Annotated in this window: 12 protein-coding genes; 7 read left to right on the forward strand and 5 right to left on the reverse strand. The window is 52.1% G+C overall.

Going from position 1 to position 15,671, the window contains the following annotated elements; genetic code table 11:
- Nucleotides 1–11: 11 nt before the first annotated feature.
- From SAQUA_RS15570 to araD, 3 genes are read left to right on the forward strand one after another with little or no spacing between them, the layout of a single operon-like run.
- Nucleotides 12–1,499, forward strand: coding sequence for an FGGY-family carbohydrate kinase (locus tag SAQUA_RS15570; protein WP_380680307.1), 1,488 nt, complete (start codon nt 12–14; stop codon nt 1,497–1,499).
- Nucleotides 1,486–2,355: an L-ribulose-5-phosphate 3-epimerase gene (locus SAQUA_RS15575; RefSeq protein ID WP_380680310.1), complete on the forward strand. Its 870-nt coding sequence runs from the start codon at nt 1,486–1,488 to the stop codon at nt 2,353–2,355. The genes SAQUA_RS15570 and SAQUA_RS15575 overlap by 14 nt, the downstream gene beginning before the upstream one ends.
- Complete coding sequence (araD, locus tag SAQUA_RS15580; protein WP_380680313.1) at nt 2,349–3,041, forward strand: L-ribulose-5-phosphate 4-epimerase; 693 nt, start codon at nt 2,349–2,351, stop codon at nt 3,039–3,041. The genes SAQUA_RS15575 and araD overlap by 7 nt, the downstream gene beginning before the upstream one ends.
- 656 nt (nt 3,042–3,697) lie before the next feature.
- Here the strand turns inward: araD and SAQUA_RS15585 are convergent.
- The 4 genes from SAQUA_RS15585 to udk all read right to left on the reverse strand — a co-directional run bounded on the left by SAQUA_RS15585 (nt 3,698) and on the right by udk (nt 8,167).
- Nucleotides 3,698–4,702: a LacI family DNA-binding transcriptional regulator gene (locus tag SAQUA_RS15585; protein WP_380680316.1), complete on the reverse strand. Its 1,005-nt coding sequence runs from the start codon at nt 4,700–4,702 to the stop codon at nt 3,698–3,700.
- A 124-nt stretch (nt 4,703–4,826) separates the two neighbouring features.
- A complete protein-coding gene (asmA, locus tag SAQUA_RS15590; protein WP_380680319.1) occupies nt 4,827–6,668 on the reverse strand; it encodes an outer membrane assembly protein AsmA in 1,842 nt (613 codons plus the stop codon).
- A gap of 143 nt (nt 6,669–6,811) precedes the next feature.
- Nucleotides 6,812–7,393, reverse strand: a complete 582-nt coding sequence (dcd, locus tag SAQUA_RS15595; RefSeq protein ID WP_380680322.1) for a dCTP deaminase — start codon at nt 7,391–7,393, stop codon at nt 6,812–6,814.
- A gap of 132 nt (nt 7,394–7,525) precedes the next feature.
- Nucleotides 7,526–8,167, reverse strand: a complete 642-nt coding sequence (gene udk, locus SAQUA_RS15600; RefSeq protein ID WP_380680325.1) for a uridine kinase — start codon at nt 8,165–8,167, stop codon at nt 7,526–7,528.
- Nucleotides 8,168–8,517: 350 nt separating this feature from the next.
- On the opposite strand from udk, the gene SAQUA_RS15605 reads away from it, so the two are divergent.
- Nucleotides 8,518–9,159 (forward strand): phosphatase PAP2 family protein, encoded by a 642-nt coding sequence (locus tag SAQUA_RS15605; protein WP_380680328.1) that lies wholly within the window; start codon nt 8,518–8,520, stop codon nt 9,157–9,159.
- Between the two features lie 48 nt (nt 9,160–9,207).
- On the opposite strand, the gene apbC is transcribed toward SAQUA_RS15605, so the two are convergent.
- Entirely contained in the window at nt 9,208–10,320 is a 1,113-nt protein-coding gene (gene apbC, locus SAQUA_RS15610; RefSeq protein ID WP_380680331.1) for an iron-sulfur cluster carrier protein ApbC, read from the reverse strand.
- Nucleotides 10,321–10,481: 161 nt separating this feature from the next.
- Between apbC and metG the strand changes: the two genes are divergently transcribed.
- The 3 genes from metG (at nt 10,482) to SAQUA_RS15625 (ending at nt 15,655) form a co-directional block, all read left to right on the forward strand.
- Nucleotides 10,482–12,509, forward strand: a complete 2,028-nt coding sequence (metG, locus tag SAQUA_RS15615; RefSeq protein ID WP_380680334.1) for a methionine--tRNA ligase — start codon at nt 10,482–10,484, stop codon at nt 12,507–12,509.
- Between the two features lie 237 nt (nt 12,510–12,746).
- Nucleotides 12,747–13,970 (forward strand): alpha/beta hydrolase family protein, encoded by a 1,224-nt coding sequence (locus SAQUA_RS15620; protein ID WP_380680337.1) that lies wholly within the window; start codon nt 12,747–12,749, stop codon nt 13,968–13,970.
- Between the two features lie 458 nt (nt 13,971–14,428).
- Nucleotides 14,429–15,655, forward strand: a complete 1,227-nt coding sequence (locus SAQUA_RS15625) for an MFS transporter (RefSeq protein WP_380680340.1) — start codon at nt 14,429–14,431, stop codon at nt 15,653–15,655.
- Nucleotides 15,656–15,671 lie beyond the last annotated feature (16 nt).

Raw genomic sequence — 15,671 nt, forward strand, 5'->3', positions numbered from 1 at the left:
GAGGTACCGATATGGGATATTTTTTAGGGATTGATATTGGCGGCACCGTTATCAAAGCGGGGTTGTACCGCGCCGATGGTAAGGAAATTGCCGTCGCGGAATGTGATGGCGAGGTGCTGTGCGTCCAGCCGGGTTTCAGTGAGCGGGCAATGGAAGCGCTGTGGCAGGATCTTTGTCAGACACTGCGCCAGGTGCTTAGCCTCGCTTCCGTTTCCAGCAAGCAGGTGCGTGGCGTCAGTTTCTCTTCTCATGGCAAAGGGTTGTACGCCATTGATAAAAATGGGCAACCCGTGCGCAATGGCATTATTTCGTCAGATACCCGCGCCACCGCAACCGTTGCTGATTTGCAGCGTCAGGGCATTGAAGCGGTTACCTATCCTCGCAGCATGCAACCTATCTGGAGCGGCCACCCGGCAGTGTTACTGCGTTGGCTGAAGCAGCATGAACCGGCACAGTATGCGGCCATTGACAGGGTGCTGATGGCGCATGACTATCTGCGTTTTCGGCTGACCGGCGAAGCCGCGGCGGAAATCACCAATATCTCCGGTAGTAACCTGTTTAACCAACAAAGCGCTGACTACGACCCGCTGCTGATGGCGGCCTTTGGCATCGAGGAGGTAGCCGATAAAACTGCGCCACTGCTAGGTTCAGCTGAACTTGCCGGGCAAGTGACTTCCTCCGCCGCTGCACAGTGCGGATTAGCGGCAGGAACAGCGGTATATGGCGGACTGTTTGACGTGGTAGGTGCCGCACTTTGTTCAGGTGTTGTGGACGAGCGTACCCTGAGCACGGTTGCAGGCACATGGTCGATAGCCACCTGTGTCACGGAAAACCTGATCCCTTCGGCTCACCCTTTTGCCTGGGGGCGCTATTGCATGGCAGACCGCTACTTTGTGCATGAAGGTAGCCCTACTTCGGCAAGCAATCTGGCCTGGTTCCTGCGCCAGTTCTGCGATAACGATCATCAGCGTTACGCGCAATTTAATTGTTGGGTGGCAGAGCGCAGCCAACAACCCAGCGAGATTGTCTTTTTGCCTTATCTGTATGGATCCAACCTGGGCAACAATCTGCCGGGTGCGCTTCTTGGTCTGCGTGGCCACCATGATATGGCCGATATTGTGCACGCTATTTATCAGGGCATCGTCTTTTCCCACCTGGTCCATCAGGATCGGCTGGTGGCACTTAATCCAGCAGTGGAAAGGATCCGCATGACCGGCGGCCCAACACAGTCCGAAGTCTGGATGCAGATGTTCGCCAACGCCGGCAACCTGCCGCTGGAGGTAGTGAATATTCAGCAGAGTGGTTGCCGGGCAGCCGCCATTTGTGCCGCCGTCGGGGCGGGGGAATATGCCAGTTTTACCGAAGCCGTACAGGTTATTCAGCCCGAAGTACACACCTACTTCTCCGATCCGGCAGCAAACCGCCGCCTACGCGATCGATTTTCGGACTACCTGAACACTGCCAAGACCTTAAGTGAGGCCAACCATGCACACCACTAACCCTGTTTGTCTGGGCTTATATGAGAAAGCCTTACCTGCACAGCTAAGTTGGGCTCAACGTTTGGACACCGCCCATGAATTGGGTTTTCAGTTTATGGAAATTTCCATTGATGAACAGCCGGAACGTCAGCAGCGGCTGGATTGGGATCGCAAGCAGCGCATGGCGCTGATTAATGCCCGTTTTGACAGTGGTATTGCACTGCCCAGCATGTGCCTGTCGGCTCATCGGCGCTATCCCTTTGGCAGTAAAGATACGGCCACCCGCCAGCAGGCTCGAGTATTGATGGAAAAGGCATTGGACTTCGCGGTAGACATTGGGATCCGCAATATCCAACTGGCCGGGTACGATGTCTATTACGAAAGCGCCAACCTTGAGACACGGCAACATTTTATTGAAGGCATGCAGTGGGCCGTTGCGCTGGCGGCCAAAGCCCAAGTGATGCTATCCGTCGAAATCATGGACACCACGTTTATCAACAGCATCAGCAAATGGCGTGAGTTGGCGCGGCAAATCCCCAGCCCGTGGTTTACCGTCTACCCGGATATCGGCAACTTGAGCGCCTGGGGTAATGACGTGGCTTTTGAACTCGAACAAGGTATCGATAAGATCACCGCCATTCATTTGAAGGATACGTTGCCCGTATTGCCTGGCACCAGCGGGCAGTTTCGCGATGTGCACTTCGGCAGCGGATGTGTCGACTTTGCCCACACGTTTTCCGTGCTCAACAGGCTTAACTATCAAGGCCCATTCTTACTGGAAATGTGGGCGCGCAACGACGGGCAGGACAGTCAGCATATTACCCAGGCAAAAAGCTGGATTGAACAGCAGATGAGAATCGGGGGCATCGCATGTTGAACCAACTGAAACAGCAGGTATTAGCCGCTAACCTCAGCCTGCCGGGCTATGGTCTGGTGACCTTTACCTGGGGAAATGTCTCCGCTATTGATCGTCAGCAGGGGTTGATGGTAATCAAACCCTCGGGAATTGCCTACGAGATAATGACGGTGGATGATTTGGTGGTAGTAGATCTCGATGGAGTCATACGTGAAGGGTGCTGTAAACCCTCTTCGGATACCGATACCCATCTGGCATTGTATCGCGCATTCCCCGATATCGGCGGCATTGTGCATACCCATAGCCGTAATGCCACTATCTGGGCGCAGGCAGGTCAGGCGATCCCGGCTTTGGGCACCACGCATGCCGACTATTTCTACGGTGATATTCCCTGCACCCGCCCGATGCATGAAGAGGAAATTACCGGTGACTACGAGCGGCAAACCGGTGAGGTGATCATCGAGACGTTTCGGCTTGCAAAGCGCGACCCGCAGCAGGTACCCGGTGTGTTGGTATACTCCCACGGCCCATTTTCCTGGGGGAAAACCGCAGCAGATGCGGTGCATAATGCGGTGGTGCTGGAGGAGGTCGCGGCGATGGCGATGGCTACGCGGCAGTTGGCACCGGCGATCCAACCAATGCAATCCGCGCTGCTGGACAAGCACTTTTTACGCAAGCACGGTAAAAATGCTTACTACGGCCAATAAAGGTTCCTCCTTTAGAAGCAGGCTCTTGTTCATATTTTAGTATGAGAGCTAGAGTATTTATTTCGGTCGCTAAACAACCCACCTTCTTTCTGTGATCAAGTGAACGCGCCCGAGCAGGGGGCTCAAGAGCCAGCCCCCTGCTCCCCGGCCCTGGCCAAATCAGGCGGTCGCTGCGCGACTCCCGAATACTCGGCTCATCCTTGAGCCTCGCCCCTTCGGCGCCTTCAATGGCCTCAACACCTGTGCTCACCTAACCTTTCGTATTGCTTGACGTTCTATTATCAACACCCATGTCGATGCTGCCCGGTGATAACAGATTCGGGTGTTGACCTTGAGCGCATCATGGTCTGCTGAGCAAGACACCGTTGCCAGGGGCAACCGGCCATGGAGGGCCGGTTGAGGCGATATGAACATGGATGTGAATTGAGCCGACCCGTCCGGTAACGGGGGGGCAGCGAAGGGACCCGCGCAGCGGGCAGGCCATGTTAAGCGTAGGCGCGGGTGCAGGGCCCCGCCTTGGGCCCTGCAATTGCCGTTCAGGGGTGTTGCATGTAATTGCACCCTCTTGACGGCAATTCCCATTACACCGGACTTACATAGATGAAGGCATTGTGAACAAAAAACAGCTTTTACAAGCGGGATTAGCTGCCCCCGCTTTACCAGGAAAGTAATTTACCGGTGAAAAACTCGCGCCTTAAGGGCAGTTCGCTACTTTTATTCTTGATTGCATCAAACAGCAACTCAGCCGCTATCTCCCCCAGCGTCTGCGTATCATGGTAAACCCCCGCAATGTGCAAACCATAATCCCGCGCTTTGGGTGGCTCATCGACAGAGAAAAACTTAACCTTTTGATAAAGGCCAAGCTGGTGACAGAGAGAAATTGCCCCCAGAGTGATAGTCCCGTTCAGGCCAACAATACAATCAGGCTGATTTTTGGCATCGGCAAGATAATCTCTCACCTGCGCCGCTTGCGAAATGAAATCATAATCACCATTGATGATAGTAATTTCGGTTTCTCTGCTCTTCAGTGAATCAATAATACCCTTAGTTCTTGCCAGGGTAATTTCCGAATCCGCCGGACCACCAAGAATAAGAATTTTACTTTCCTGTTGCTCGGCCAGATATTTCCCAGCGAGGTAGCCGATCTCCTTATTATTGAGAAACACCCCACTGAGTTGCTGATTATAAATATCTCTATCAATCAGAATAACCGGAATATGATAACGCTCGGCCTGATCGAGATAGGCTGGCTGATAGTGTTTGTCATCACGCACCGGAGAAAGCAGAATACCGCGCACCTTATAGCCAAACAACGCTTGAACGGCCTGAACTTCCGCCTCTTCACTACCGTCGGTATCGAACAACATAATCTGATAGCCCTGCAGACGGGCGATACGCGAAACGGTTTGGATCAGGTTGGAATAAAAGGGGTTATACATGCTGCTGGTCACAATACCAATAATCTGGCTACTACTTTTCTTTAATCCCTGAGCAAAGGCATTCGGCACATAGTTAAGCTCTTTGGCGATAGCATGAATTTTCTCTAGTGTCTCTGGCTTTAGCAGTTCTGGTTTATTAAAAGCACGGGAAACCGTAATACTCGTCACCTTGGCGCGGCGGGCAATATCTACAATGGTGGCATTCGAATTCGCTTTTGGCACCTTCAATCCTTGCTTTATACATCTAGGGATTAGTTATCGTCGGGAGGAACTCTCCTCTCTTGGGCCCAAACGCCCTACTATTCCAGTAAGGGCGTTTGCATTAGTTAACCCTAGCGGGCAGAGATCACAACTTATCGAGCAGTTTCTTCAGATCTTGCCCTGTCTGGGAGGCCTTATTCTTATCGGCCCACTTATTCAGCGCATCTTTAGCCCTATTTTCCAGGGTTTTGCGCAATAGCTGTTCAACCTGCAGTTGATAATTGAGTTGCTTCCAGGGGCCATAGACACGCAGCGGGATCGGCGTTTTCCTCAATTGTGCAATTAGCTCATTGTTACCCTGCCAGCCACCAGTAACCAATACGTTCAATATCACATCACACTGCTCGCCCGGCAAATCCAGCGTACCGCCACCGCTCAAACTCAACAGTGGTGATTCTGCCACCAGTTCGCTGAGGGTAACCGTCCCTTGGTTCAGGCTGGCTTTAGCGCTTACCTGTTTTACTTCGGTATAACGCTGGTAGCTATCTTGGCCACTTACGTCGCTGGTTGTACGAGCGACAGCACGCTGAATGAGTTGCTGGATATTCAAGCCATGAAGTTGAGCATTCTGCATGGTCAATTCTGCCGTACCATGCCAACGCTGTCTGAAAGAGGATGCGGTAAACCGCTCGCCAACTAAATCACCCTGCATAGTGAAAGCACCGGTTATCGCCGACGGCATGTTAAATGCCTTGAGCACCTCACCCAACTCAATCTGCCGTAACACCGGTTGTAGCTTGATCACAGGTTTATTGGCACGCGCATCCAACGAACCAGGTATAGCAAAATCACCCCCAGCCAACTTGCCGGACAGCGTGTCCACCGCCAGCAAGCCCTGCTGGTTGTTAGCCTTAACCGCCAGTTGGCCAATGTTCATGCCACGGTAAGTGACCTGCTCCGCCTTTAGGTTTATCTGCGCATTGAACTCGCGCAATGCCTGAAGATTCTGCTGCATGTCTTCGGTTTGATTGGCAATGACCGGTGAGGCCGCTACTGGCGGTGCCGTTGTTGTCTCATCAGCTGTTTTGGTATGCCAACCTGAGAGCATATCCAGATTGAGTTGCGTAGCGGCCAGATCCAGCGTGTAGGAAGGAATGGGACCAAATTGTGCGCCGATGCTGCCTGTAAGTTGGTTGCCGTTGGCGCTGAACATCAGTTGGCTTAAGGCGATTTGCTGCGGCGACTGTTGATAAACCGCCTGCCCACTGCCCTCACCTTTGATACCACCCGCGATAATATCCGCCCCTTCCAGTTGGTAACTGAACTGAGTCACTTTTGCACCGATCTGGCGCGGATACTGCTGCAAATCAATATCGGCGGCCATGGTGAACGTCAGGTCGCGCTGATCGCGATTCACCCGGCTCGAAAGTTCCATCTGCGCCAAACGCTGGCCGCTCTGCTGCAAGGTTAAATTGATATCGCGGACATTTATCTGCTCGTTATTGGCGCGCTGCCAAATCAGCAGGCTATCTACCACCCGCAGATTATCGATATCAAACTTCCATAATGATTCGGCATTATCGTCAACCGGGTGGCCACCGGGGGCTATTGGCGCATCCGGCTGGCTTTGTTGTTCGCTATCGGGGGTAAGGCGGATCACAGCGCTTTTCAGCATGACCTGCTTCACAAAGAGTTGATGGGAGAATAGTGGTAACAGTTTGACATCAAGACGCATATTATCGGCACTGATCACTGGGGCTTGTGCCCCTGGCGCAGTCAGCGTCATTCGCCCGGCCAGAATGCTGAGCTGCGGCCAAACATGCCAACGAAGGTCACCTTCCAGCGTCAGTTGGTAGCCGCTACGCTGTTCAACCTTCTTGACCATATAGGCACGGAAATCGTTTGGATTGACCAACAGCACCAACGCAGTCATGCCTGCCACCAATACCACCAGCAAAATTGCCAACGTCGTCAATAGTCTTCTCATGCCATCCTCTTATCAGCCACGCAGGTTTGCTCCCCTCTTACCTCAACCTGCCGCGCCTTTACCAGCGTTCACCATTGCATACAAAAGTAACAGCCTGCGACCAAGCTGCATATCGAAGCAATTCGTGTAGCGAGCCGATGCTGTCAGTCCTTGTCAATTCGGCTGGCCACTGCCCCTTGCTGATCTTTATATTTCGCATCCTGACGGCTATTGTACGGCCGCGCCGCTGGCCCGGAAAGAGGTTCAAAACTCAACGCGCCGATCAGCATACCTGGGCGCAGCGCTAATGGCAGCTTACCTGAATTATAGAACTCCAGTACAATTCGGCCCTTCCAACCGGGATCAATACGGTGTGCCGTCACATGCACCATCAGCCCGAGACGCGCCAAAGAAGAACGGCCATCAAGCCAGCCAACCAGATCGTTTGGCAGCGTTACCGACTCGAGCGTTACCGCCAGCGCCAACTCCCCCGGATGCAGGAAAAATGCCTCACCCTCCGGCAACACAATCTCATCACTCATCACGCGGTCAAGTGCGGCACTCACTTCATCTTTTGGGCCGCTCAGGTCGATATAGGCAGCCGTATGGCCACGGAACACGCGGAACTGGTTGCCCAAACGGACATCCACTGTGGCCCCGTTTATACGCTCGATAGGCGGACGCGGCGTAATCACCAGTTTTTCGTTGTCCAGCCAGGCTTCTATATCACGGTCACACAGTCTCATTGGGTAGTCTCCATCACTTCTAGGCGCATAAACTCATACGAAAATTGCCACACAATAGGCAAAAGATCCATGTCAGGACTCAAATTGTTGGCCAAAGGCCGAAAAAGCACAGTCTCCAGGCCTTTGAAGGCTTTATTCAAAGAATTGGCTGATCTTCGCTTTCAAAATATCAATCGCTATGCGATTTTTGCCACCGCGCGGAACAATAATATCGGCATACTGCTTGGAAGGCTCAATAAACTGCAGGAACATGGGACGAACGGTTTTCTGATACTGCGCCATCACTGAATCCATCGAACGGCCACGCTCATTCACATCGCGTTTCATGCGGCGCATCAGGCAAATATCCAGCGGGGTATCGACAAAAATCGAGAAATTCATCTCCTGGCGCAGACGGATATCGGTCAATAGCAGGATCCCTTCCAGAATGATGACCTTCTTCGGTTCCAGATGGATGGTCTCTGTTTTGCGCGTATGCTCGGTATAACTATACTGTGGCAGTTCAACCGACTGGCCGGCTTTCAGCATTTGCAGATGCTGGATCAGCAGATTGTGATCCATGGCGCTCGGATGGTCATAGTTGGTTTTGACTCGTTCTTCCATAGTCAGGTGTGTCTGGTCTTTGTAGTAACAGTCTTCCGGGATCACACCGATATGTTGGTCGCCAACCTGATCACGCAGTTCGCGATACAAGGTACTGGCAATAAGGCTTTTACCGGAAGCTGATGCGCCAGCTATACCAATAATGACGCACTGATGCGACTTGTCAGTCATAAAATTAAAGACCTGGTTTCAAAGTGGGGGAAGGGGAACGATACCCCATTAGTTTCTTGTAGCTGCAGGCGGAAGGGTATCAACCCCCCTGGAACTGCCTCAAGTAATGACCATGCACGCATGGTAACACCACTGCAGCTTGAAAAACGACGGGTACACTACGTGGCAATTATAGGGAGTTACGTCCCTGCACGCCAGTGTTTCAGCGGCCAATGGGTCGTTAATAGGCCTAAAAACCTGCGCTTTCAGAATTGTTACACTACTGCAAACCAGCCGCTCAGAGTACAATCCTTCAGGCTGATATTGAGCTAACCACTTTCTAAATCCACCTTCTTAGAGTAAAGCGGCACATGAACTGGCATTTTCTGACTTTTTTTGGTGATAGCATGCTGTTGCTGCCCTGCGCGGCAATCATCTTTATTATTTTGATGCTTTCCCCCACCTGCAGAAGACAGACCTGGGAATGGACACTGTTGTTTGGCGGTGTCGGTGCCGTGGTGTGCGTATCTAAACTGGCATTTATGGGATGGGGAATAGGCAGCCGCACGTTTGATTTTACTGGTTTCAGCGGCCACTCGGCACTTTCTGCCAGCATCTGGCCAGTTCTGCTGTGGCTGCTGTGCGGGCGTTTCTCTTCGCCAGTCCGGCGTGTGGCGGTAGTTGCCGGTTATTTACTGGCCGCTGTAGTGGGGTATTCACGTTTGGTTATTCACGCTCATTCAACTTCGGAAGTCATCACTGGCCTGGCGCTCGGCTTTGTTGTGAGCAGTACATTTCTGTTGCTTCAGCGCGGTTCGCACCCACCAAGACTTTCCTACCGTAAAATTGCCGCCGCGCTGGTTCTGCCACTGATACTGATCAACACCGGCTCTGCGGCACCAACCCAAGGGTTGCTGGAAAGAATTGCCGTGACTATCGCGCCAATAGAAAAACCGTTTGTTCGGGCAGATTTGCATACCAAACCCGCCGTTTCATCTTCGCTGAGCCACTAATAGAACCAGTGCCCTCCCCCCAATCGGGAGAGGGTTTCACTTGAGCAATTACAACGCTCGGAAAGCGATCTCGGTTGGGATTGACTCACCTTGCCAATACATCTGTGCGGCAACGCGGCCAGCCAGTTGCCGATATATTTCGGCAAATTCACTGTCTGGGCGGCTGATCACCGTAGGTTGCCCACGGTCCAGATCTTCACGCAACGAAATATGTAACGGCATTTGCCCCAGTAGACGGCTGTTGTACTTTTTCACCAGCTTTTCTGCGCCACCTGTACCAAACACAGGCTCGTGATGGCCACAGTTGCTACAAATATGCACGCTCATGTTTTCAACAATACCCAATACCGGTACATGTACCTTCTCAAACATGACGATGCCTTTTGCCGCATCCAGCAGTGCAATATCCTGTGGCGTGGTTACCACCAACGCACCCGTTACCGGGATGTTCTGTGACAGCGTTAGCTGAATGTCACCCGTTCCCGGCGGCATATCTATTACCAGATAATCCAGATCCGGCCACAAGGTGTCCTGCAGCATTTGCAGCAACGCTTTGCTGGCCATTGGCCCACGCCAAACCATAGCGTTGTCGTCCGTCACCAGATAACCAATCGAGTTGGTAGCCAAGCCATGAGCCATAATTGGGGCCATGTGCTTGCCGTCCGGCGAGGTTGGCCGTTGGTGCTCGGTGCCGAGCATATTGGGGATCGACGGGCCATAAATATCCGCATCGAGTATGCCAACTTTTGCACCTTCAGCAATCAACGCCAGCGCCAGATTGACGGCAGTACTGGATTTCCCTACCCCGCCTTTGCCGGAGCTGACCGCAACGATGTTGCGCACGCCTTTCACGCCCGCCTGCTCATTGGCACGTTTCAGGGTAGTGACATCGTGTTTCAGCTTCCAATCAATAGACTGTGCGCCGGTGACACGCAGCAGTTCGTCGCCAACGGTCTCTTTCAGCACCGCAAAACCGCTTTGCCACGGGAAAGGCATCGTCAGTTCGATATGCAGCACATTGTCCAGCACGGCACAATGATGGATGGCTTTCAACGTCGTCAGGTTATTTTTTAACGTCGGGTGTTCAAAGGTGGCCAATACACCGGTCACCAGGGCGCGCAGAACTTCAGGGTTAGTCTGCTCAGGGGATTTAGCGTTCATCCCGGCTCCTTGATTTTTTGTATGAGTAGCGACTCGCTAAGCATATCAGAACTGCGCGTTGACTCACTCATCTAACCCGAAAGAAACCGCCCTAGCAGCGAAGGGCGGGATCGGTTAACATCTAAACCCCTTTTATTGATAACAGAAATCAAGTTCTCACTATGGCTCAAGTCGCGAAAAAAATATTGGTGACGTGCGCGCTACCGTACGCAAATGGTTCCATCCATCTCGGCCACATGCTCGAGCACATCCAGGCAGACATCTGGGTTCGTTACCAACGAATGCGCGGCAACGAAGTTCATTTCATCTGTGCGGATGACGCACACGGCACGCCGATCATGCTGAAAGCACAACAGATGGGTATTGAGCCGGAAGAAATGATTGCGGAGATGAGCCGCGAACACCAACAGGATTTCGCCGGTTTTGGCATCAGCTATGATAATTATCACTCCACCCATAGCGACGAAAACCGTGAACTGTCGAGCCTGATTTATAGCCGTCTGAAAGAGAACGGTTATATCAAGAAGCGTACTATTTCCCAGCTTTACGATCCTGAGAAAGGCATGTTCCTGCCGGACCGTTTTGTGAAAGGCACCTGCCCGAAATGTAAAGCCCCGGACCAGTATGGCGATAACTGCGAAGTCTGCGGTGCCACTTATAGCCCAACGGAGCTTATCGAACCAAAATCGGTGGTTTCTGGTGCTACGCCAGAGATGCGCGACTCGGAACACTACTTCTTCGATCTGCCAGCGTTCAGCGACATGCTGCAAGCGTGGACTCGCTCCGGTGCGTTGCAAGAGCAGGTGGCTAACAAGATGCAGGAGTGGTTTGAATCCGGTCTGCAGCAGTGGGATATTTCCCGCGATGCCCCTTACTTCGGTTTTGAAATCCCGGATGCTCCCGGTAAATATTTCTACGTCTGGCTGGATGCGCCAATCGGTTATATGGGCTCATTCAAGAACCTGTGCAACAGGCGCGGCGACATTGATTTCGACGAATTCTGGCGTAAAGACTCCACCACCGATCTGTATCACTTTATCGGTAAAGACATCGTCTACTTCCATAGCCTGTTTTGGCCAGCCATGTTGGAAGGCAGCAACTTCCGTAAGCCGACCAACCTGTTTGTACATGGTTACGTCACGGTGAATGGCGCGAAGATGTCCAAATCACGCGGTACCTTTATCAAAGCGGGTACTTACCTGCAACACCTTGATGCTGACTGCCTGCGTTATTACTACGCCGCCAAGCTGTCTTCACGTATCGATGATATTGACCTGAATCTGGAAGACTTCGTCCAGCGCGTGAATGCCGATATCGTCAACAAGGTAGTGAACCTGGCCTCCCGTAACGCGGGCTTTATCAACAAGCGGTTTGCCGGGCAACTGTCAGCTAGCCTGGCCGATCCTGAGTTGTACCAGACCTTTACCGACGCAGCTGTCAGTATTGCCGAGGCTTATGCCAGCCGTGAAACCAGCCGGGCGATCCGTGAAATCATGGCGTTGGCAGATCTGGCCAACCGCTACGTGGATGAGCAAGCGCCGTGGGTAGTAGCAAAAGAGGAAGGCCGTGACGCCGATCTACAGGCAATCTGCTCCATGGGCATTAACCTGTTCCGCGTGCTGATGACTTATCTGAAGCCCGTGCTGCCTTCGTTGACTGAACGTGCCGAGGCATTCCTGAACTGTGAATTGAGCTGGGAGGGTATCCAGCAGCCGCTATTGGGGCATCAGGTGAACACCTTCAAGGCACTGTTCAACCGTATCGATCTCGATAAAGTGAATGAGATGGTTAGCGCATCAAAAGAGGACATGGCTGCCAGCAAAGTCGTGACCGGTCCGCTGGCGGATGCGCCGCTGCAGGAAACCATTTCCTTTGACGATTTCGCCAAGGTCGACATGCGTATCGCGTTGATCAAGAGCGCCGAGTTGGTGGAAGGTTCTGATAAGCTGCTGAAATTGCAGTTAGATCTGGGTGGCGAATCCCGCCAGATTTTCTCCGGTATTCGTTCAGCCTATCCTGACCCTTCGCTGCTGGTAGGCCGCCTGACGATCATGGTAGCCAACCTGGCACCGCGCAAGATGCGCTTTGGTGTTTCCGAGGGTATGGTGATGGCTGCTGGGCCTGGCGGCAAGGAAATCTTCCTGCTGAGCCCGGACAGCGGTGCGCAGCCAGGAATGCAGGTCAAGTAACAGCTTACAGCGGTACCGGGTAAATCCCGTATTCCACCTAAAAATGAGCCTCGCAATGAGGCTCATTTCATTTGCGGCAAACAATCGTTGATGGAATAACAACGCGGTTGCCGATGAAAAATACAAAATAGCCATTAAAAAAATCCCCCGTTCTAAACCTGTCTATACTGGATGTACTTCAGGCCAGTCTGTTTATCACAGAGAGATTTTTCATTTTATCCGCATAAGGTAAAAGCTATGGTTCATTTTTATAAAACTCTGGGCGCGCTGTTATTTTCTTGTTTCATGTTGTTGTCTATATCACCGTCTCAGGCACAGGAAGCAACGCCAACCGCAGTAGTATCGGGGGTAAAATTCGAGTTGATAGGCCGCTGGGACCAGGAAAAGCTCAATCAGATCCTGCAAAAAGATATTCCGCAGTTTGCCGGTGTTTCGGTCGAATATACACCGGCGACCAATGCAGTAAGGCTATATCGAATAACCTATCCTTCGGTGATACCTGAGCGTGGTAATAAGCCAACCGTTGCTACAGGCCTGCTGGCAATACCCGATGTTGACGGAAAATCCTTCCCCATGGTCTCCTATCAACATGGTACGGTCTACGGCAAGCAGCAAGTTCCCTCTTTCCCTGAACAATCGCCAGAAACAGAGCTGATGATTGCCCAGTTTGCCGGGCAAGGTTATATCGTTATCGGTGCAGATTACTTTGGCATGGGGGAATCGACCGAGCCAGAAGGCTATATGGTAAAAGGCAGCCACCAGCAGGCCAGCTACGATATGCTGGTAGCGAGCAAGGCAGTGCTCGATCATATGCAGATTAGTTCACCAAAATTGTTTCTGGCTGGCTGGTCGCAAGGTGGTTTCGTTACCATGGCTTTTCTTGAAAAACTCGAGAAAAGCCATGTTGCTGTCGATGCGGCGGTGACAGCCAGCGCACCGGCGGATGTTTTTATGGCGCTAAACGGTTTCCTCAACTTCCCTCGTGCCAATGATGCAGACTGGGTACCAACGCTATTTATCCTCTCCGCCTTTTCTTTCGAGAACTATTACGGTATTCCCGGTTTAGCACGTTCGGTAATTAACGATGAGTATTACGACGTTTCGCGTAAAGCCTACGAAAAACAGCCGTTCAACATAGCGGATATCCCCACCGACTTACATAAGCTGGTTCGGAAAGAGTATTTTGATCCACAGTTTTTTGCCGCCTCAGCCTATGGCCGATTGATTGCCGACACGCAGGCTTATCGCTGGGTAATCAAAAGCCCGGTAGTAAACTACTACGGTGAAAGCGACGAAGCGATCAGTGTGGGTCTGGGCAAATTGCCAATGACCTATCAACAGGCAATGGGTAACGGTAATCAGCAGGTAAAAGCGGTCTCCACCGGTAAAACCACCCATCGTGGTACTTTTGCTACAGCAGTACCGCAGTGGAAGACCCTATTTGACGCTGACAGCAAGTAACATCACTGAACGGTAGCTCGCCCCACCAGCACCTTACAAACTAGGCTGTGTCCCTTAATTGCCCGTGGTGCCGTCGCAGACCCAAAAGCCCGTTATCAAGGCGGAGGGTGAAGGGCAGAGTGGCCCTCTGTTCAAACCCGACAACACAGAGAACGGGCTTTTGGGGCGCGACCCTTCGGGCTGGGGCCATTTGCGCGCATTGCGGCGTTGTTCGCCGCTTATTTGGTCCACCAAACCTCGCGGCTCACGCCTTGCCCTGTGCGCAAATGACCGCCAGCGGCGCTCGCGTGCAATTAAGGGACACAGCCTAAAACAGGTAAATAATCCTGTTTTCCCCAGAGGCTACAGACGTAGCCTCTTTTTTTAAAACTATTATTCCGCCTCCCCTTTTCAGCGCTGCAAAATAAGTTACTGTATCCAAACTAGCTCAACGACTGTATGCATGAACAGATTGGATTATGAAGGGATTCCCCCCACTGATTAAGCTTTTGCTGGCAAGTTCGTTGGTGCTGACGATAGGCCGTGGCGTTACTTTGCCTTTTATCACCATCTACCTGACCGAGCATTTTCATCTACTGCCTAAAAGCGTCGGCATTATCCTGGGCATCAGTCTGACTATCGGTATCATCAGCAGCTTTTATGGCGGCTATCTGGTTGATCGCTTTAATAAAAACCACATTATTCTGTTGGCTATCCTGCTATTTGCGCTAAGTTTTTTTGTTATCCCATGGGTTTCTCGCCCGGCGGGTATCATTGTGGTGCTGGCGATCCTGCATACCGCTTATGCGGTACTCAACATCGCCATCAAGGCCTGCTTTGCCAGTTGGTTACCGGTCACGCAACGCATCAAAGCCTTTTCGATGAATTACACACTGGTAAACGTCGGCTGGGCCGTTGGCTCCTCTTTAGGGGTGATGGTGGCAGGTTTCAGCCCATTATTACCGTTCTACCTTTCCGGTGGATTGGCATTACTGACGGTAAGCACATTGAGTTTTCGCTTTCGCGGTCAGCAACATCAACCCAAAGTGGGAAATGGCACCACGCCGCTAGCGGTGCCCAATTTCCGTGAAACTATCCGTATTCTGCGTGCCGATCGGCGTCTGATCTATTTCACTGTCGGCAGTACGCTGGGAGCGGTGGTGTTTGGTCAGTTCACTGGCTATCTTTCACAGTATCTGATCACCGTTGCCAACGCCGAATTCGCCTATAAGGTCATCGGTGTGGTGATGATCGTCAACGCATGTATCGTGATCGCCCTGCAGTATCTATTTAGCCGTGGTATGCGCCAAGACAACCTGCTGCGCTGGCTGATACTGGGCACGCTGTTTTTCGTTTTGGGGTTGATCGGTTTTCTTCTGGCTGGTCAGTCAATCTGGTTATGGGTGTTGGCGATGGCCATTTTCAGCCTTGGCGAGATCATTGTTATTCCCGTGGAGTATATGTTCATTGACTTTATCGCCCCGGCACACTTGAAAGGCAGCTACTACGGGGTGCAGAGTCTCAGCAATCTCGGTGGCGCGATTAATCCGATCATGTGCGGTTTCCTGCTAAGCTATGCTGCACCCTCGCTGATGTTTGTGGTGCTGATCGCGGCGGCGTTACTCAGCCTGCTGTTCTTTTTCCTTGGGCACCGGCTGGCACAACAACCGCTTTCCGGCACAGATAAACCTGCCAAAATGGCATGATTGGCATAACCAGAAT

The sequence above is a fragment of the Serratia aquatilis genome (genome assembly GCF_044865145.1).
GTDB lineage: Bacteria > Pseudomonadota > Gammaproteobacteria > Enterobacterales > Enterobacteriaceae > Chania > Chania aquatilis.